This window comes from Streptomyces sp. NPDC005195, from assembly GCF_040608315.1.
GTDB classification, from domain to species: domain Bacteria; phylum Actinomycetota; class Actinomycetes; order Streptomycetales; family Streptomycetaceae; genus Streptomyces; species Streptomyces kaempferi.
On record NZ_JBEXHZ010000030.1, the window covers coordinates 1 to 18,066 of the forward strand.

18 protein-coding genes and 1 pseudogene are annotated in these 18,066 nt (G+C 72.7%); 9 read left to right on the top strand and 10 right to left on the bottom strand.

Going from position 1 to position 18,066, the window contains the following annotated elements; genetic code table 11:
• Nucleotides 1-169: 169 nt before the first annotated feature.
• Nucleotides 170-643 carry a carboxymuconolactone decarboxylase family protein gene (locus ABZV34_RS25800; protein WP_356281109.1) on the bottom strand — a complete coding sequence of 158 codons (474 nt, stop codon included), beginning with the start codon at nt 641-643 and terminating at the stop codon, nt 170-172.
• 302 nt (nt 644-945) lie between these two features.
• On the opposite strand from ABZV34_RS25800, the gene ABZV34_RS25805 reads away from it, so the two are divergent.
• Entirely contained in the window at nt 946-1,959 is a 1,014-nt protein-coding gene (locus tag ABZV34_RS25805) for an alpha/beta hydrolase (protein WP_356281112.1), read from the top strand.
• 163 nt (nt 1,960-2,122) lie between these two features.
• Nucleotides 2,123-3,160 carry a helix-turn-helix domain-containing protein gene (locus ABZV34_RS25810; protein ID WP_356281115.1) on the top strand — a complete coding sequence of 346 codons (1,038 nt, stop codon included), beginning with the start codon at nt 2,123-2,125 and terminating at the stop codon, nt 3,158-3,160.
• A 34-nt stretch (nt 3,161-3,194) separates the two neighbouring features.
• Here ABZV34_RS25810 and ABZV34_RS25815 read toward each other — a convergent pair whose 3' ends face one another.
• On the bottom strand, nt 3,195-4,274 hold the full coding sequence (locus ABZV34_RS25815; protein WP_356281118.1) for an NADH:flavin oxidoreductase/NADH oxidase: 1,080 nt from the start codon (nt 4,272-4,274) through the stop codon (nt 3,195-3,197).
• A 162-nt stretch (nt 4,275-4,436) separates the two neighbouring features.
• Here ABZV34_RS25815 and ABZV34_RS25820 point away from each other — a divergent pair, with 162 nt between their 5' ends.
• Nucleotides 4,437-4,796 carry a helix-turn-helix domain-containing protein gene (locus tag ABZV34_RS25820; RefSeq protein ID WP_356281120.1) on the top strand — a complete coding sequence of 120 codons (360 nt, stop codon included), beginning with the start codon at nt 4,437-4,439 and terminating at the stop codon, nt 4,794-4,796.
• Nucleotides 4,797-4,853: 57 nt separating this feature from the next.
• Here the strand turns inward: ABZV34_RS25820 and ABZV34_RS25825 are convergent, their stop codons facing one another.
• On the bottom strand, nt 4,854-6,209 hold the full coding sequence (locus ABZV34_RS25825) for a nucleobase:cation symporter-2 family protein (RefSeq protein WP_356281123.1): 1,356 nt from the start codon (nt 6,207-6,209) through the stop codon (nt 4,854-4,856).
• A 179-nt stretch (nt 6,210-6,388) separates the two neighbouring features.
• Nucleotides 6,389-7,765 carry an NADP oxidoreductase gene (locus ABZV34_RS25830; RefSeq protein ID WP_356281126.1) on the bottom strand — a complete coding sequence of 459 codons (1,377 nt, stop codon included), beginning with the start codon at nt 7,763-7,765 and terminating at the stop codon, nt 6,389-6,391.
• A 208-nt stretch (nt 7,766-7,973) separates the two neighbouring features.
• Here ABZV34_RS25830 and ABZV34_RS25835 point away from each other — a divergent pair.
• Nucleotides 7,974-8,435 (top strand): annotated as a pseudogene (locus ABZV34_RS25835) (DUF6214 family protein); the annotation flags it as partial.
• A 44-nt stretch (nt 8,436-8,479) separates the two neighbouring features.
• On the opposite strand, the gene ABZV34_RS25840 reads toward ABZV34_RS25835, so the two are convergent.
• Nucleotides 8,480-9,133 carry a DUF305 domain-containing protein gene (locus ABZV34_RS25840; protein ID WP_356281259.1) on the bottom strand — a complete coding sequence of 218 codons (654 nt, stop codon included), beginning with the start codon at nt 9,131-9,133 and terminating at the stop codon, nt 8,480-8,482.
• Nucleotides 9,134-9,326: 193 nt separating this feature from the next.
• Between ABZV34_RS25840 and ABZV34_RS25845 the strand changes: the two genes are divergently transcribed.
• On the top strand, nt 9,327-10,829 hold the full coding sequence (locus ABZV34_RS25845; protein ID WP_356281129.1) for a hypothetical protein: 1,503 nt from the start codon (nt 9,327-9,329) through the stop codon (nt 10,827-10,829).
• On the opposite strand, the gene ABZV34_RS25850 is transcribed toward ABZV34_RS25845, so the two are convergent.
• Nucleotides 10,817-11,491, bottom strand: a complete 675-nt coding sequence (locus tag ABZV34_RS25850) for a helix-turn-helix domain-containing protein (RefSeq protein WP_356281132.1) — start codon at nt 11,489-11,491, stop codon at nt 10,817-10,819. The two genes, ABZV34_RS25845 and ABZV34_RS25850, sit on opposite strands and share 13 nt — an antisense overlap.
• 186 nt (nt 11,492-11,677) lie before the next feature.
• Between ABZV34_RS25850 and ABZV34_RS25855 the strand changes: the two genes are divergently transcribed.
• On the top strand, nt 11,678-11,923 hold the full coding sequence (locus ABZV34_RS25855; RefSeq protein WP_168526749.1) for a DUF2630 family protein: 246 nt from the start codon (nt 11,678-11,680) through the stop codon (nt 11,921-11,923).
• A gap of 22 nt (nt 11,924-11,945) precedes the next feature.
• Here the strand turns inward: ABZV34_RS25855 and ABZV34_RS25860 are convergent, their stop codons facing one another.
• The 3 genes from ABZV34_RS25860 to ABZV34_RS25870 all read right to left on the bottom strand — a co-directional run bounded on the left by ABZV34_RS25860 (nt 11,946) and on the right by ABZV34_RS25870 (nt 14,430).
• Nucleotides 11,946-12,644: an HAD-IA family hydrolase gene (locus ABZV34_RS25860; protein WP_356281135.1), complete on the bottom strand. Its 699-nt coding sequence runs from the start codon at nt 12,642-12,644 to the stop codon at nt 11,946-11,948.
• 157 nt (nt 12,645-12,801) lie between these two features.
• Complete coding sequence (locus ABZV34_RS25865; protein WP_356281138.1) at nt 12,802-13,737, bottom strand: M56 family metallopeptidase; 936 nt, start codon at nt 13,735-13,737, stop codon at nt 12,802-12,804.
• Between the two features lie 120 nt (nt 13,738-13,857).
• On the bottom strand, nt 13,858-14,430 hold the full coding sequence (locus ABZV34_RS25870) for a DUF5134 domain-containing protein (protein ID WP_356281141.1): 573 nt from the start codon (nt 14,428-14,430) through the stop codon (nt 13,858-13,860).
• Nucleotides 14,431-14,631: 201 nt separating this feature from the next.
• Here ABZV34_RS25870 and ABZV34_RS25875 point away from each other — a divergent pair, with 201 nt between their 5' ends.
• Nucleotides 14,632-16,311, top strand: coding sequence for an FUSC family protein (locus ABZV34_RS25875; protein WP_356281144.1), 1,680 nt, complete (start codon nt 14,632-14,634; stop codon nt 16,309-16,311).
• The gene (locus tag ABZV34_RS25880) at nt 16,308-16,871 is read left to right on the top strand and encodes a MarR family transcriptional regulator (protein ID WP_356281147.1); all 564 of its coding nucleotides are present in this window, start codon (nt 16,308-16,310) and stop codon (nt 16,869-16,871) included. The genes ABZV34_RS25875 and ABZV34_RS25880 overlap by 4 nt, the downstream gene beginning before the upstream one ends.
• A 94-nt stretch (nt 16,872-16,965) precedes the next feature.
• On the opposite strand, the gene ABZV34_RS25885 is transcribed toward ABZV34_RS25880, so the two are convergent.
• On the bottom strand, nt 16,966-17,358 hold the full coding sequence (locus ABZV34_RS25885) for a VOC family protein (protein ID WP_356281150.1): 393 nt from the start codon (nt 17,356-17,358) through the stop codon (nt 16,966-16,968).
• A gap of 156 nt (nt 17,359-17,514) precedes the next feature.
• Between ABZV34_RS25885 and ABZV34_RS25890 the strand changes: the two genes are divergently transcribed.
• Nucleotides 17,515-18,057 (top strand): GNAT family N-acetyltransferase, encoded by a 543-nt coding sequence (locus tag ABZV34_RS25890; protein ID WP_356281153.1) that lies wholly within the window; start codon nt 17,515-17,517, stop codon nt 18,055-18,057.
• The last annotated feature ends 9 nt before the right edge of the window (nt 18,058-18,066 follow it).

Sequence of the window (18,066 nt, forward strand, 5' to 3'; positions counted from 1 at the left end):
GGGGGGGCCTTCGACGCTTGGCCCTTTGGGGTTGACGGGCGTGTGTGGCGTGTGGGCGGGGGCGCGGGGGCTGGGGGTCGCGGGCGGCCCGCACGCCGGTGGTCCGTCTCCTCGCCTGGGTCGGGGCGGCGCGGAGACGGACCGGTCGTGTCCGGCGGACGGGTGTCGATCAGCCGAACTGGCCGGGCTGGTAGCTGCCGGCGGGCTGCTGGTTGATGACGTTGATGCGGTTGTAGGCGTTGATGATGGCGATGAGGGAGATCAGGGCGACGAGCTGCTCCTCGTCGTAGTGCTTGACCGCGGCGGCCCATGCCTCGTCGGTCACACCGCCGGCGGCGTCGGCGATGCGGGTGCCCTGCTCGGCCAGTTCCAGCGCGGCGCGCTCGGCGTCGGTGAAGACCGTGGCCTCACGCCAGGCCGCGACCAGGTGGAGCCGCTGCGCGGTCTCGCCCGCCGCCACGGCGTCCTTCGTGTGCATGTCGGTGCAGAAGCCGCAGCCGTTGATCTGGCTCGCGCGGATCTTCACGAGTTCCTGGACCGTGTGCGGCAGCGTCGTTTCCGAAGCCGCCTGGCCGGCCGAGTTGATGCCCTTCAGCACCTTTCCCGCGAGGGGGTGGCCGAAGTAGTTGAGACGGGATTCCATCGTGATCTCCTGACGATCGACTACGGGTTGTGGGTACGCACGTATGACCGGGGTGGCGGGGTGATGTGTGACAGGGAGCCGGGGTGACCTGGATCTCGCGCCACCCCCGCCGGCCGCGCGCCACTGATTTCCGGCACCACCGACCAGGCATGCCCGGGGACGCGGACACCGTCGTCGGTTCCGTGGAGCTTCCCGCCGTTCGGCGGGAGTTCTCCGCCGTATGGCGCTCCCGCCGTACCGCGGGCCCGGGGCACGATGACGACAGTGGTCACAGGGGCGTGACCGTGACGCAGGGAGAGCCGATGACCGCCGTACCTTCCGCACCCTCCTCCGGGAACGAGCGCTTCCGGGTGGGACCGCCTCCGCCGTTCGACCCGGAACTCGCCGCAGCCCTCGAAGTCGTCGCCGAGGAGATGCCGCCCGCCCTGCACCCCGAGATGATCCCGGCGCTGCGCGAGAGCATGGCGGCGTTCGAGGGAGCGGATCCGGACCTGACCGGGGAGGGTGCCTTCGAGGTCGAGGACCGCACGGTTCCCGGGCCGCGGGGCGCCCCCGACATCTCCCTGCTCGTCTGCAGGCCCACGGGGACCGATGCCGCGGTGCCGGTCATCTACCACACGCACGGCGGCGGGATGGTGGTCGGCGACAGCCGCTCAGGGGTCCCGGAGATCCTCGACTGGGCGCGGGAACTGGGCGCGGCGGTGGTGTCCGTGGAGTACCGCCTCGCGCCGGAGAACCCGCACCCGGCGCCGGTCGAGGACTGCTACGCGGGACTGGTGTGGACCGCCGAGCACGCCGCGGAACTGGGATTCGACGCGGACCGGATCATCGTCGCAGGCGGCAGCGCCGGAGGTGGCCTGACCGCGGCCGTCGCCCTGCTCGCCCGGGACCGGGGCGGCCCGGCGCTGCTGGGGCAGGTGCTGCTCTGCCCGATGCTCGACGACCGCAACGACACCCCGTCCAGCCACCAGATGGCCGGTCTGGGCGTGTGGGACCGCACGGCGAACGACACCGGGTGGACGGCCCTCCTCGGCGACGCGCGCGGCGGCCCGGACGTCTCCCCCTACGCCGCCCCCGCGCGCGCCGAGGACCTCACCGGACTGCCCCCGACGTTCATCGACGTCGGTTCGGCCGAGACCTTCCGTGACGAGGCCGTCGCCTACGCGACCCGGATGTGGCAGGCGGGCGGCCGCGCCGAACTGCACGTCTGGCCGGGCGGCTTCCACGGATACGACCAGATGGCGCCGCAGGCCGCCCTGTCCCAGGACACCAAGGCGGCACGCCTGCGGTGGCTGCGCCGACTGCTGGGGAACTGACCGGATCCGGCGGGAGTTCTGAGAGGACGGGTTGGCACCGGCGGCCCGGTGACGGAGCATGAGGGCTCGGCGCTCACCCCAAAGCGCCGGTCCGGCCGCTGCGCACCGGCCGGTCGGCGGCCCGGACCGCGTGACCGGCGACGCCCGTGCGAGGTGACATGCGGTGAAGGAACTGGCGGGCAGACTCGCGGCGCTCGACCCCGACGCGGGCGCCGCGCTGCGGGTGATCTCCTACTTCGACCGGCTGACCGAGGGCCGGGCCGGCCTGGAGTCCCTGGTGCGGGGCGCGGCCGTGCTGGCCGGCTGCCCCGCCCGCCTGGTCGACGAGGAGCGCGGAGTCCGGGTCCGGGTCGAGGCCGACGGGCTGCGCCGCGACGAGGGCGGACCCATCGACCCGGCCTGGCCGTCCGCCCCCCTGAGGCCCGGCGGGTCCGGGGCCGTCTGGCTGGAGCGCGCGGGGCCCTGCGACGGGGTGCACGCGATGGTCGTGGAGCGTGCCGCGGCCGCCGCCCGGGTCGTCCTCGACCGCACCCGCGGCCGGGCCCCGACGGATGCCGGGCCTGCCGATCCCGCCTCGCTGGAAGTACTCCTCGACGCCTCCGCGACGGAGCACGCCCGGCACGGAGCGGCCGTCCGGCTCGGACTGCGGGACGTGGCCGCGGCCCGGGTGGTGGTGACCGCGGAGCGAGGGCCCCGCGTCGAAGCGGTGCCGGCCGCCGGTGCCCGCGCTCCCCGCACCGGCGGCCGTCGCGCGGGTGTCGGCCCCGCCGTGCCGGTACGAGACCTTCCGGCGTCGTACGCCGCCGCCCGCACCGCTCTGCGTTTCACCGCGGAGGGCACCGACCAGGACCCGGGCCCCCGCACGGTGTACGCGGACGAACTGGGCGGACTCGCGCCGCTCGCGGCGTCGGCCGGACCGGCCGACGCACCCGTGCCCGACGTCCGCGCCCTGGAGCACGCCGTCGCGTCGGCTCCCTGGGCGGCGAGCACGCTGCACGCGGTCGCCTTCAGCTCGAGTCTGCGGGCCGCGGCCGCGGAACTGAACGTGCACCACTCCACGCTCCAGGGCCGTCTGGCCCAGGCCGAGCACTGGCTGGACTGGCCGGTGCACGACCCGCACGGCCGGCTGCGGCTCCAACTGGCCCTGATCCTGCGGCGACTGCACCGCAATCCGGCGTCCGCCCGGGCCGTCGGACCCTGAGGACACCGGTCTCCCCGGTAGAGGCCGGTACGACCTAGACCGAGCGGTGGTACTGCTCGGGCACGTGGACGTCCGCGCCCAGCTCACGTCCCGAGATGCGGGCGAACGACGGGTTGCGCAGCAGCTCGCGGCCCAGCAGCACCGCGTCGGCCTCGTCGTTGGCGACGATCTTCTCGGCCTGCTCGGCGTCGGTGATCAGGCCGACGGCGGCGACGGGCAGCCCGGTCTCCGCCTTCACCCGTGCGGCGAAGGGGACCTGGTAGCCGGGCCCGACCGGGATACGGACGCCCGAGGCGTTGCCGCCTGTCGAGACGTCCAGCAGGTCCACGCCGTGCTCCTGGAGCCGGGCGGCCAGGCGGACGGTGTCGTCGGCGCTCCAGCCGCCCTCGTCCAGCCAGTCGGTGGCCGAGACCCGGAAGAACAGCGGCTTGTCCTCGGGCCAGACCGTACGGACGGCGTCGACGACCTCGAGGGCGAAGCGGACGCGGTTCTCGTAGGAGCCGCCGTACTCGTCGGTGCGCCGGTTGGAGTGCGGGGAGAGGAACTCGTTGACGAGATAGCCGTGGGCGCCGTGGATCTCCACGATCTCGAATCCGGCGTCCAGGGCGCGCCGGGCCGCGTCCGCGAACTGGCCGACGATCTCCCGTATCCCGTCCACGGTGAGTTCGGTCGGCACCGGATGGCGCTCGTCGAAGGCCAGCGCGCTCGGGGCCAGCGGCTGCCATCCGTACGCGTCCTCACCGACCGGCGCGCCGCCCGTCCAGGTACGGTCGGTCGATGCCTTGCGCCCGGCGTGCGCGAGCTGGATCCCGGGCACGGTGCCCTGGCCCCGCAGGAAACCCGTGATGCGACGGAACGCCTCCACCTGGGTGTCGTTCCAGATGCCGAGGTCGTACGGGCTGATCCGGCCCTCGGGCGAGACGGCGGTGGCCTCGACGACGATCAGGCCCGTACCGCCGGTGGCGCGGGCGGCGTAGTGGGCGAAGTGCCAGTCGTTCGCGGCGCCCGTCGAAGGTCCCTCCGGTGCGGCCGAGTACTGGCACATCGGCGGCATCCACACCCGGTTGGGGATGGTCAGATCGCGCAGGGTGATGGGCTCGAAGAGCGCGCTCACGGAGGACTCCATTCGTCGCGGGACCGGGCTGCGGCTACTACGATAGGCATCGTAGTACGGCAAGTGTCAAACTACGAGAGGTCTCGTACAATGGGAACCGGTGGAGCCCAGCAGGCCGGAGACGATGCCGGACGAGAGCCCGCCCCGAGGACTGGAGCCGCCGTGACGACCGCCGCCCCCGCCGGCAGCAGCCGGGATCTCGCCCATCCCGCGTGTGCGGAGATCCGTCTGGAGGGCGTGCTGCACGCGCTGGCCGATCCGATGCGGCTGCGGATCGTGCGAGAGCTCGCCGCCGGCGGCGACGAGCTGTCCTGTTCGCACTTCGACCTGCCCGTCACCAAGTCGACCACCACGCACCACTTCCGGGTGCTCCGTGAGAGCGGGGTGATCCGGCAGGTCTACCGCGGCACGGCCAAGATGAACGCACTGCGCGCGGACGACCTCGACACGCTGTTCCCGGGACTCATCGGCTGCGTCCTCGCCGCGGCGGCACGCCAGGAGTCGGAGCGGGGCGCCGGCTGAGGTCCCTGCTGCCCGGTTGGTGGCCAGGCGCGCCCGCCGGGTATCGCGGGACAGCCCTCAGGCGCTGACCGTGGGTGCCTCCGGAGCGGCGGCGCCGTCCTTCGCGCCCGGCCTGCCCGGCAGATGGTTGAAGATCAGGTTCAGGGCGATCGCCGTCACGCAACCGGCGCTGATCCCACTGTTCATGACCGTCTGGAACCAGTCGGGGAACTTCTCGTAGACCGTCGGCACCCCGACCGGCAGGAGGCCCACGGCGACCGAGACGGCCACGACGGTGAGGTTGTCGTTGCCCTTGAAGTCCACCCCGGCCAGGGTGCGCAGCCCACTCGCGGCGACCGTACCGAACATCACCAGACCCGCGCCGCCCAGCACCGGCGCGGGTACGGCCGCGACCACCGCACCCAGCTTGGGCAGCAGACCGAGCAGTACGAGGATGCCGCCCGCGGCGGCGACCACCCAGCGGCTGCGTACCCGGGTCATGCCGACGAGACCCACGTTCTGCGCGAACGCCGTGTACGGGAAGGTGTTGAAGACACCGCCGAGAACCGTGGAGAGGCCGTCGGCGCGCAGCCCGTCGGCCAGCGTGCGCGGCTCGACCCTGCGATCGGTCATCTCACCCACCGCGATGAGGTCGCCGGTCGTCTCCGTCATCGTCACCAGCGCCACCACCAGCATCGAGACGATCGCCGAGGCGTGGAAGGCGGGGGCGCCGAAGTGGAAGGGCGTGCTGATCCCCAGCCAGTCGGCGTCATCGACGCCGCCGAAGTCCGTGAAGCCGAGGGGCACCGCCACCGCGACGCCCACCGCGATGCCGATCAGTACCGCGATCCGGCTCAGGAAGGGCGGCGCGAACCGCTGCACCGCCACGACGACGGCCAGCACGAAGCCCGCGAGCGCCAGGTTCTTCGGCTCGCCGAAGTCCTTGGCGCCCACGCCGCCGGCGGCCCAGTCGCCCGCCACCGGCAGCAGTGAGACCCCGATGATCAGGATGACGGTGCCCGTGACGAGCGGCGGGAAGAAGCGCAGGAGCCGGCCGAAGACCGGCGCCAACAGCATGATCGCGAGGCCCGCGACGATCACCGACCCGTAGATCGCGGGCAGTCCGCCGCCGGTCGTCCCGATGAGCACCATCGGTGAGACCGCCGCGAACGTGCAGCCCTGCATGATGGGCAGCCGTACGCCGAAGCGCCAGAATCCCACGCACTGGATGAGGGTCGCGATGCCGCAGACCAGCAGGTCGGCGGTGATCAGATACGCCAGATCGGCCGGCGAGAGCTTCATCGCGCCGCCCACGATCAGCGGGACGGCCACGGCTCCCGCGTACATCGCGAGCACGTGCTGCAGCCCGAAGGCGGCGAGACCGCGTACGGGCGGGACCTCGTCGACGGGATGCACGGGTGCGGTGGTTGCCATGGGCACTCCAGGGACGGCGGCGGACCGGGGCGGCCGGACGGTACGGGGGAACCTCCGGACAGCACGAGACCGTAGAGGGCTTGAACAGTTTGTTGATGTCCGGTCTGTTGCCGATGTGTGTCATGCCCACGGAACCCCGGACGACTCCGCCGGATCCCGCGGGGATGACGGGCGAGCCCTCAGGAAGTCGCCGTCCGCGCCGCCGCCAGCAGTGACGTCCAGTCAGGCAGCTTCACGACACGCCGCCCCAGGGAGGCCCCGAGCTCCGCCTCCGCCCGCTCGATCGCCTCCCAGCCGGCCCATTCGACCGGCGCGAGGCCGTCCGCCCGCAGCGCCGCGAGCGGATCGTCGGTCACCTCGCGCCGTACGAGACCGGGCGCGTCCTCCAGCAGCGAGGTCACCGTCTCCTTCGCGCACGGCCGGTTGGTGCCGATGACACCCGTCGGGCCACGCTTGATCCAGCCCGCCACGTACTCGCCAGGAGCGACCGCGCCGTCCCGCAGCACCCGCCCGGCGAGATGGGGCACTGTGCCGTGTTCCGCGTCGAACGGCAGCCCTTCGAGCGGAACCCCGCGATAGCCCACCGACCGCAGCACCAACTGCGCCGAGATGTCCTCGTGGCGACCCGTGCCCGTCACCCCGCCCTGTCCGTCGGGCACCGTCCGTTCGAAGCGCACGGCACCCACCCGCCCGCCGGCGCCGTCCGGGTCGCCGTCGCGGGGGAGCAGCGCGACGGGGCGCAGGAAGAAACGGAGCCGGATCCGGCGCGGACGGCCCCGCGCCGGGGTGGCGGCCCACCCGCGCAGTACCTCCACGTTGCGGCGCTGGGCGGCCGGCAGCGCAGACGGGTCGGCATACTGCGGATCGAGCGCCAACTCCTCGGGGTCCACCACGACGTCGGTGTCCGGCAGTCCGCCCAGTTCGCGCAGTTCCTTGGTGGTGAAGCGGGCCTGCGAAGGACCGCGCCGCCCGACCATGCTGATCTCCGTCACCGTGCTCGCGGCCAGCGCGGTGAGCGCCGCCTGCGGCATGTCGGTGGGGCTCAGCTCGGCCGCGCCGCGCGCCAGGATCCGGGTCACGTCGACCGCGACGTTGCCGACGCCGATGACCACGGCCGAGCGGGTGCCGTGCACGAATCCGGCGGCTCCGTCGGCCACGGAGTCCGGGTGCGCGCTGTACCAGGACACGAACTCCGTCGCCGACCAACTGCCGGACAGCTCCTCGCCGGGCACCGCGAGATGACGGTCGGTGGCGGCTCCCACGCAGTACACCACCGCGTGGTACAGCTCGCGCAGCCGCGCGGCCGGTACGCCGCCGGGGCCCACCTGGACACCGCCGAGGAACCGCACCCGCTCGTCCACCAGGACGGCGCGCAGAGTGTTCTGGAGCGACTTGATCTTCTCGTGGTCGGGGGCCACGCCGTAGCGGACCAGGCCGTAGGGGCACGGCAGCCGGTCGAGGACGTCCACCCTGATACCGGGCAGCCCGCTCTGGACGAGGCTCTGGGCGGTGTAGACCCCGCTGGGCCCGGAGCCGACAACGGCGACATGCAGCACGGCGGAACTCCCAACCCGAAACCCGGAACAGCCCGAGGAGATCGCTGATGGCTCCAGCATCGCACCACTCATGGCCCGCTGACAGGGTGCGGCGCGCGGCACACGTGTGCGCGTCCGTTCGTATGGAGTGTGATCATGCGGTTACGTTCTGCGAGTGCCGGAAGCATCCTTTCTCGGTCTTTCTGATGGTGATCGGCCGGAGGGCTCGGTGTCCGTGTGGCCCGCGTGGGAGGTGCGGGAGCGCGACAGCGTCACGCGGTGGTTCTCCGTCCGGATCGACTTCGCGGACGGCGCCAGGGTCGACGTACTCGCGGTGACGGCCGGTGAGGGGGTCTCCATCGAGGACGTCCGGGCCCGGCCGCCGTTGTCCCTGGGCGACCTCACGGCGCTCGCGGACTGGATCGAGGAGCCCCTCGTCGAGGCGTGCGGCGGGAGCGCCGCGCCGCGGGCGGGGAGGCCCGCGGGGCCGCTGTCCGGCCGTGTCCGCGGCGCGTGGCCGCGTGGCGTCGAGGGGCGCCCGCCGGCCGCCGAGGAGTACCGGGCCTCGCGGCCGGACGGCGCGGATCCGGTCCTGGCGGTCATGTGCGCCACCGGTCACAGCCGGCGCAGGTCACTGCGGCTGATCGCAGGGCCGCGCGACGAGGGGTTCCTGACCCCCCGTCATGTGCGTCACCGAACGGGCCGGCGCCGAGTGCCCGCGAAGGCCGCGGACCGTCACGACATCGCGCGCATCCTGCCGATCTCACTGGTCTGCTGGGCGATCACGTCGTCGGCCATCTCCTCGATCTGGATGTTGTTGCCCTGGGCCTTCACGTCCGTGGCCATCGAGACCGCCCCGTCGTGGTGCGTGATCATCAGCTTCAGGAAAAGCCGGTCGAAGACCTTGCCGCGGGCCACGCGCAACGCCTTGAGCTGAGCGTCGGTCGCCATGCCGGGCATCGCCTCGTGCCGGTGTTCCGTGGCGTGCCCGTCGCCGTCGTGGGTGTCGAGCCAGCCCTTCATCGTGCTGATCTCGGGTCCCTGCGCGGCCGTGATGCGTGCCGCGAGTGCCTTCACCCGGCCGGACTCGGCCTGTCGCGGGGCGAGCCGGGTCATCTCCAGTGCCTGGGCGTGGTGTTCGATCATCATCCGCGCGTAGGCGTAGTCCGCCGAGTTGGGGGAGTCGTCCTCGGCGCGCTGTTTCGCGGCGTCGTCGACCGAGAGGGTCTCCGCTGCCTCGCCCGGCCTCCCCGGTGCGATCACCGAAGGCCCGCCCGCACCACCGGACTTGGCCGGAGCGGGGGAGTCGTCGCAGGCCCCGAGGGTGAGGGCGACGGCCACCAGGGAAACCGTGACCAGCGACGCGCGGGGGGAACGGCGGACGAGCACAGCGACCTCCTGGGACACACGGATCGGCTTACACCACAGGGGAGTTCATGACCGTCCTAGCACGCTTTCGAACGTGCCTGACCAGAAAGTCTCATGACTAGTACGTTGCCATCTGTTGATCAGCGCATGGGACGGACGATACTTCTGGGGTCCGTGAACCGTTCCTCTGCGAACGGCTACAAGGGAGGACGCAGTGACCCTGTTACACGATCCCCGAACGCGGCACAGACGCCTGGGAGTTGCCGCCGTCGCGGCCGGACTCCTGGCCGCGCTGCTCACAGCCGGCCCGGCGGCCGCGACCCCCGACCCCGGGGACGGTCCCGCCGCACGGGAAAAGGTCTCCCGGAGCGACGCCGCCGAGCTGAAGGCGGCGATGGCGAGCGGCGAGATACCCGGACAGGACGAGATCGTCCACTCCGACAACGTCCAGCACCTCACCAACATCCCCAAGGACGCCCTGCCCGGGATCAATTCGGATCTCGCCTTCCAGGGCAAGTACGCCTTCGCCGGCAACTACGACGGCTTCCGCATCCTCGACATCAGCAACCCGAAGGCCCCGAGGACGGTCTCCCAGGTGCTCTGCCCGGGATCGCAGAACGACATCTCCGTCTCCGGCGACCTGCTCTTCCTCTCCACCGACTCCTCGCGCAGCGACAACTCCTGCAACAGCACCACGCAGCCCGCGACCGAGAAGTCCTCGTGGGAGGGAATGAAGGTCTTCGACATCACCGACAAGGCGAACCCGAAGTACGTCGCCGCCGTCGAGACCGCCTGTGGCTCGCACACCCACTCACTGGTGCCGGAGCGCAGGAACGTCTACATCTACGTGTCCTCGTACTCGCCGAGCGCCACGTTCCCCGACTGCCGGCCCCCGCACGACGGCATCTCGGTCATCAAGGTGCCGCGCCGCGCCCCCGAGAAGGCCGCGGTGGTGAACTTCCCGGTGCTCTTCCCCGGTGAGGGGCCCGACGGCGGAGGCAACCCGGGCTCGCCCACCAACCCGGGCGTCTCCAAGACCACCGGCTGCCACGACATCACCGTGCTGCCCTCCAAGGACCTCGCGGCGGGCGCCTGCATGGGCGACGGCATCCTGTTCTCCATCAAGGACCCCGAACACCCCAAGGTCATCGACCAGGTCGAGGACAACGTCAACTTCGCGTTCTGGCACTCGGCGACCTTCAACCAGAGGGCCGACAAGGTCGTGTTCACCGACGAGCTGGGCGGCGGCGGCGCGGCCACCTGCAACGCGGCCATCGGTCCGAACCGCGGCGCGGACGGCATCTACGACATCGTCGGCAAGGGCGACCGGCGCAAGCTGGTCTTCCGGAGCTACTACAAGATCCCGCGCCATCAGGCGGACACCGAGAACTGCGTGGCCCACAACGGCTCGCTGATCCCGGTCAAGGGCAAGGACCTCATGGTCCAGGCCTGGTACCAGGGCGGCGTCTCCGTCTGGGACTTCACCGACTCCCTCCACCCGAAGGAGATCGCCTACTTCGAGCGCGGCCCGCTGAGCACCGACACGCTCCAGGTCGGCGGCTCCTGGTCGGCGTACTACTACAACGGCTACATCTACTCGAACGACATCGCCAAGGGCTTCGACGTCCTGAGGCTCCGCGACCGGCGCACCGACCCGGCCGAGCGGGTCCACCTGCGCGAGCTCAACGTCCAGACCCAGCCGGACTACTTCGACTGATCGTCGGGCAGGCGGCCGGTCGCGAAGAACCGTGACAGATCCGCCCCGTACGTCCCGCCGGGCACCTCGGTGTCCGGCGGGACCCCCATCTCCCAGTCGAGGCCGTAGCGCTCGAACAGCTCCGCCCGCAGCGTCGGCACCGCCATCGGCGCGCCCGGCACCAGAGCCGCGTACACCGCGCCCATCAGCAGCGCGCGCAGCATCGGGTAGTCGGTGGCCGCGTCCGGCGAGCCGTGACCGGCGACGGTCTCGCGCAGGAGCCGCGCCAGCCGCTGCTGCTCGGGGCACTGCACGAATCCCTCGTCGTGCAGGATCCCGGCCATGTGCTGGCGCATGAGGACCGGCCTGTCCCGGGCCAGGCCGAGGACCGCGTCGATGGCCCGCGCCATCCGTTCCCGGCCGTCCGCGGTGCGCGGCTCGCGCTCCAGCCCCTCCTCCAGCGTGCGGTGCATCAGCCGGTGCACCGCGGACTGGACGAGCTGGCGCTTGCCGGGGAAGTAGTAGGACACCAGTCCGCGCGCGGATCCCGCGCGATCCGCTATGTCCCCGAGCGTCGTCGCGTCGTACCCGCGCTCGCCCACCAGCTCCAGCGCGGCCTGAAGAAGCCGCTCCCGGGAACGCCGCCGCAGCTCTTCGTTGACCGACGGGCTGCGCGGGGACATCCTGTAACTCCTGTGTTGACTGGCTGCCAGCCAACTATACTCAGGCCGTCCGGGTCGCGACCCCTTCAGGGGTCCGCTTCGGGCTGCCGTCCGCCTGGGGCGTCGCGGGGGAACGTCTCAGGCGGACGTGCGGTGCGGGGGAGGATCTCCTTACAGTGGGCACGAGTCCCGAGGAGGCTGACGGACATGAACCAAGAGCAGATCCTGGCGAAGATCACGGCGATGGTGGACGACGAGCGACAGCTCCGCGACGCCCTGTCGTCGGGGCAGATCGACTCCGACACCGAACACCAGCGGCTCGGGCAGCTCGAGCGCGAGCTCGACCAGTGCTGGGACCTGCTGCGTCAGCGGCGCGCGAAGACCGAGTTCGGGGAGAACCCGGACGAGGCCCACGTACGGCCGTCCTCGCAGGTCGAGGGCTACCAGAGCTGAGAGGCGGGGGCAGGGCCGGCGGTCAGTCGACCAGGTCGAGCACCGGCCGCAGTCCGTCGGGCCGGGCAGCCGCCGGCAGGTGGTCCACGAAGTGCACCGCGCAGCCCAGCGCCGCGGCGCCTCCGTCGGCGCGGCGGTCGTCGCCGACCATCAGCGTGTCCTCGGGTGCCGCCCCCAGTGCTTCACAGGCGGTCGCGAACAGCCGGACGTCCGGTTTCTGGATGCCGTGCTCGTACGACAGGACGTAGGCGCCGACGTACGGGTCGAGGCCGTGCTCGCGGAAGACGGGCCGCAGATCCCAGCCGATGTTGCTGACCACGCCCACCGCGACCCCGCGTCCGCGCAGCGCCGCGAGCACCTCCGCCGCGTCGGGATAGGGGTGCCAGGCGGCGGGCCTCATGTGGCGGTCGTACAGGGCTTCGTGCAGCGCGGGGTCGGGCAGCGGCACCAGTCGGGACGCGCCGGTGTAGGCGGCCCGGTGCGACGCGGCGCTCTCATCGCGCCTGCGCCACGCCTCCGCCAGCTCCGTCGGCAGCGGCCGCGCGGGGACGGCACCTCCGGCAAGCGCGCCGGCGGCCTCCAGATCGGCGGCCTTACGCGTCAACTCCGCCTCGGGAAGGGTGACGTCGGCCTCCGCCAGCACGGCACGCAGCCAGGACCCGGTGGACTCGACACGGAACAGCGTTCCGGAGAAGTCGAAGAGCACGCACTTGATCGTCATGAGGGTGATCCTTCGCGGCGCGGCCCGTGCGGGTCAAGGGCGCACCGGGCCGCCCCGATTGCCCTGCCGGGCCCCCGGCGCGCGCCGCCCGTGCTCATGCCGGGGCACGGACGTCCCAACCCCCTGGCCTGGAGCCCGCGCGCCCGCGCCGCCCGCCTCAGCCGAGTGCCCGCAGCGCGGGTACGAACGTCACCAGCAGCGGGACGACCGGCACCAAGGTGGCCGCTGCCGTCAGGCGCAGCCGCCGCGACGGTGTCAGCCGGTCCTGAGGAGTGAGGAGGCGGCGCACCCGCGCCGGCAGATGGGCCTGCGGGGTGGGGCAGGGGCCGAACACGCCCCGGTCCTCGTTGAGTTCGACCAGTGCGAGGGCGATGGTCAGGCGCCCGAAACGGCGGGACGCCATGTCGTCGGCGGCCAGTTCGACCAGTCGGTGCATCTCGTCGCGGAACGCGGCGAAGACAGGGACCTGCGGGAAGCCGACGGCGAGCGCGGCCGAGCAGTGCAGCAGCCAGTCGTGCCGGGCCCGCGCGTGCCCCTGCTCATGGGCGAGCACGGCATCCAGACGCCGACCCTTGAGGCGGCGCAACGCGGCCGTGGTGATGACGAGTTGGGGAGCGGGGCCGGGCAGGAACCAGGCGTCCGGACGTTCGCCCTCCAGCACCACCAGCCGATCGGTGCCCGGCTCCTCGCCGGGCAACAGTGGTGCGCGCAGGCGCAGTTCGGCGCGGCTGTGGCGATGGCGCGCCCGCGCGCCCAGTACCTCGCGGACCAGCATGGCCGCGGTCCAGGCGCCGCCGCACGCGAGCGCCACCGCGGTCGTCGCGGCCCACGTGCCTCCGGTGCTCAACGCGTAGGCGTTCACGACCGAGTGGGGCGCGGGGGCGAACACATGGCCGCGTACCGCCACCCAGGCGGCGGCCGCACTCAGCGTCATCGACAGCACGCAGCAGAGCAGAACGGCCGCCACCACGCACTGCCACGCCCACAGGGCGACCACAGGTTCACGGTCCGGCCAGTCCGCCCGGGCGAGCAGCCGTGGGGCGACCACGGCGGCCAGGGCGCCGAGCAGCAACAGTGCCGCGGGGACCATCATGGGTGAAGCCTATGAGCGGAGCGTCGCCGAGGGATACAAACCGCGACGGCAAAGTGACGTACACCACGGTTTTCGCCGCCCGGGGCGGGAGTGGTCCCGCCGGTGCGGCGGGCCCGCGGGTCAGAGGGTGACCAGCATGGCGAGCATCGCGATCCCCATCGACAGCCGGCACGCCCGCGACAACTCGGGACGATCGCCCCAGCCGGGGGTCCGGGCGGAGCCGGGCACCGTCGCCCCGGTGCTCCCGGTCATGGCCGCGACCGGCAGCAGCCGGACCCCGGACACCAGCACGTACGCGGTGAAGTAGAGGAGGAGTGCCCCGGTCACCAGCGGCACCCCTGAACCGCCGTGCGCGTGGTGGCCTCCGGGGGAGGCGGCCATCACGACCGCCATGTAGGCCATCGCGCAGGCACCGACCACATGATGCAGATGATGCCCGCCGCCGCGGGCGGCCCACAGTGCGCGCAGGGCGGCCGCACCGAACACCGCGGCGTACCCGAGCCAGGCCCAGTGGGGCGGAGCGGCCACGGCCGCGGGCACGGCCATCGCCGCCATGCCGAACCCCATGAGTGCCTCGCCGCCGGCCGTGCGGCGCTGTTCCTCGACCGTGCTGCGCATCCGCAGCAGACAGTAGGCCCCGGTCGCCGCGCACAGCGCGACGAGCAGCCAGCCGGGCGAAGCCGGTCCGTGCACCGCGCACCTCCCCCCGCTCGACGCTGTCGGACGTCGGACCGGGTATGCCCGCGCGTGGTGGCGCGCAAGCCGGTGAAGACCGGGCGCAGGGGTGCATTCGGGGGAGCGTGCGGGAAGCGCAGCAGGTGGGAGGGGGAGGCGTGGCGACGCCGATATATCGCGCGAGTGTTTTACTTACGAAATACTTGCTAGTCTTCCCCTATGAGCACCGCGACCCCCCATACCCCCCGGGCGCGCCGCCCCGGTCCCGCTCCGGGCGCGCGGCGCCTCCCGCTGGCCGGGGCGCTCCGCCTCGGCCGGCCCTCCGACATCTGGTTCAAGCCCGCCCTGAGCGTGGTCGTCTCGGTGGCGCCGCCGAACCTGGCACTCCTGGCGCTCGGCCGGCTGGACCTGGCGATGTACACCATGGCCGGGTCGCTCTGCGCGCTCTACGCACACAACCGCCCGTACGCCGCCCGGGGCCGTGCCCTCGCCGGGGTGGTCCTCGGCATGCTCGCCGGACTCGCCGTGGCCCTGACAGCCGCCTCCCTCACCACGAGCCCCGTCCTGCTGGTCACGGTCGGCGCCCTGCTCGCCGCCGTGCAGAAGGCGCTGTGCGACGCCACCCGGGTCGGGCCGCCCGGCCATGTGGTCCTCTCCTTCATCAGCTCGGCGTCCCTCTTCGTGCCGCAGACGCTCGGCGAGGTTCCCGGCCATCTCGCGCTGGGTGCCGCCGCGGGCGTCTGGGCCTGGATCGTCGGCATGGCCCCGGGACTCCTCCGCCCGCACGGACCGGAGCGCAGGGCCACCGCGCACGCGCTCAACGCCGCGGCGGCGTACGCCGAGACGCGGGGCGCCGGCGCCGGATCCGCCCGTTCCCGTGCCGCCGCGGCCGCCGCCGTGCACGGGGCCTGGCAGTCGCTGCTGTCCACCGGCGCCCGCTCCGCGCCCCGGCGCGCCCTCGAACGGCTCGTCGTACGGGCCGAGGTGGCGATCGCCGCGCCCGCCGACACGGAGCCCGAGCGGCTGCGCGGCTGGGCCCGCGACCTGCGCGGCACCGGCCCCGTACCGCACCCGGACGACCTCGGGGAGGCCGCCGGTGAACTCCTGGGTGTGGAGGCCGAACTCGCCCTGGGGGAGAAGCCGTTGCTGCGACGGCTCGGCCCACTGGCCCCGATCGCGCTGCGCGTCGCGCTCGGCTGCTCGCTGGCCGGCTACGCCTCGCTCGCCCTCGGTGTCGGGCGCCCTTACTGGGCCCTGGTCACCGCCGCCTCGCTCTACCAGGCCAATGTCACCCTGACCTGGAGCCGGGGTGTGCAGCGCGTGGTCGGCAACCTCGTCGGCGTACTCGTCTTCGCGGCCGTCGTCCCGCTCGCCCACCTCGGTCAGGCGGCCCTCGTGCTGTGCTGTCTCGCCCTCAACTTCGGTGCCGAGGCCCTGATCGGGCGCAACTACTGGCTCGGTAGCGTCTGTGTCACCCCCATGGCCCTGCTCATCACCGAGTTCGCCCACCTCCAGCGGCCCGGCGAACTGATGGCCGACCGGGTCGTGGACACCCTGGTGGGCGCGCTGGTCGGCTTCGCCGCGGCGGTGGCCGTCACCAACCGGCGGGCCGGTGACCGCGTCGAGGACGCCCTCGGCGCGGTCGAGCGCGCCGACGAGCGCGCCGGGAGGCTCCTCGACGCCGAGCGTCCCGCGCCCGGCGCCCTGGAGTCCGCCCGCCGCGACCTGGCCGGCGCCGTCGTCGAGCTGCGGGCCACCGCCGACGCCGCCGCCGGCGAATGGTGGCAACGCGCCCTGCCGGAGGAAAGGGTGATGCGGGTGGAACGGTCCGGACACCGTACGCTCGCGGCGACGGTACGACGGCAGGGACTGCACTCCGTGGAGGGCGCACAGGCATGACGGCAGCGAACGGGCGGGCGGCGGGCGGGGACACCGGCGCCGGACGGGCGGCGGTGCCCGGCGACACGATGGCCGCGGTCGTGCGGCAGTGGCGGGCCGTGCATCCCGACATCGACACCGGTCCGATGGAGATCATCGGCCGGATCAACCGCTCGGCCGCGCTCCTCCAGCAGGCCGAGGACGCGCCACTGCGCCGCGCCGGGCTGACCCGTCCCGAGTTCGACGTCCTCGGGACGCTCCGCCGTACCGGGCACGAACTGACCCCGAGTGAGATCGCCCGCGAGACGTTCTCCTCCGGCGCGGCCGTCACCAAGCGCCTCAAGCAGCTGACCGAGCGCGGCCTGGTCGAACGCCGCGGCGACACCCGTGACCGCAGGGTCGCGCACGTCCGGCTCACCGACGCGGGACGCGAGCTCGTCGACGGCATCCTCCCCCAGCAGCTCGCCTACGAGACGACGGCCCTGTCCGGTATCGACGCTGCCCGACAGCGTGAACTCGCCTCGCTTCTGGGGGAGTTGCTCGGTCAGCTGGAGGGCCGACTGGGGGTCCCGCGCGGCTGAGCGGGGCCCGGTCCGACTGGAGACCCGGCCCGGCGCGTCGGCCGGGCGGCGGTGACACGGAAGATCCGATCCGCTCTCCGGCCGCCGGGTGCCCTCAGATCCCGGGCCGGTGGCGCAGCGGATGATCCGCCGGGATCTCGACCAGCACGATCTCGGTGCCGTCCGGATCCGCGATCCACATCTCGATCAGCCCCCAGGGTTCCTTCACCGGCGGACGCAGCACCTCGACGCCGGCGGCGGTCAGCTCCTCGTGCGCCGCGGCCGCGTCGGCCACCTGGAGCCACAGCCTGAGGGCGGGTGAGGGCGGCACGTCGGAACGGCCGGAGACCTCCAGGAATCCGCCGCCGAGGAAGTAGACCGTGCCCCGCTCGGGTCCCGTACCGAACTCCCGGTGGACGGCGAGGCCGAGCTGCCCGCCGTAGAAGGCGCGGGAGCGCTCCGGGTCGGCGGGGCGCAGAAGGGTCCGGCTGCTCAGTACATGCACCATGCCCACGGAGCCTAGGGGGTGTCGCGTGATCCCGGGTGGATCACCGTACCGCCCCTGGCCGGGGCGTTACGCTCGGCGGTGCCCGAGCCGCGCCAGAGATCCAGAGATACCAGAGTTCCAGAGACCCACAGATCCAGAGATTTGGAGAATCGCTCCATGAACACCGCCGCCTCCCACGGACTGACCTTCCGCGACGCCGTCGACGCGGACGTGGACGTCCTCGTCGCGCTGATCGACTCCGCGTACCGCGGTGACTCCAGCCGGGCCGGCTGGACCACGGAGGCGGACATCCTCGAGGGACAGCGGACCGACCCGGAGGGCGTGCTCGCCGTCATCAAGGCTCCCGACAGCCGGCTGCTGACCGTCGAGAGGGACGGGTCCGTCGTCGCCTGCTGCCAGGTGGAGCACCGTGGAGACCACGCCTACTTCGGCATGTTCGCGGTCAGCCCGGCGCTCCAGGGCGGCGGCCTCGGCAAGGTGATCCTCACCGAGGCGGAGCGGTACGCGCGCGAAACCTGGGGGGTCGTGGAGATGCACATGACCGTGATCTCCGTACGCGACGACCTCATCGCCTGGTACGAGCGGCGCGGCTACCGCCGTACGGGACGGATGACCCCGTTCCCGTACGGCGACGAGCGCTTCGGTGTCCCGCAGCGCGACGACCTCCGGTTCGAGCTGCTGGTCAAGCCGCTGGCCTGACGTCCGGCG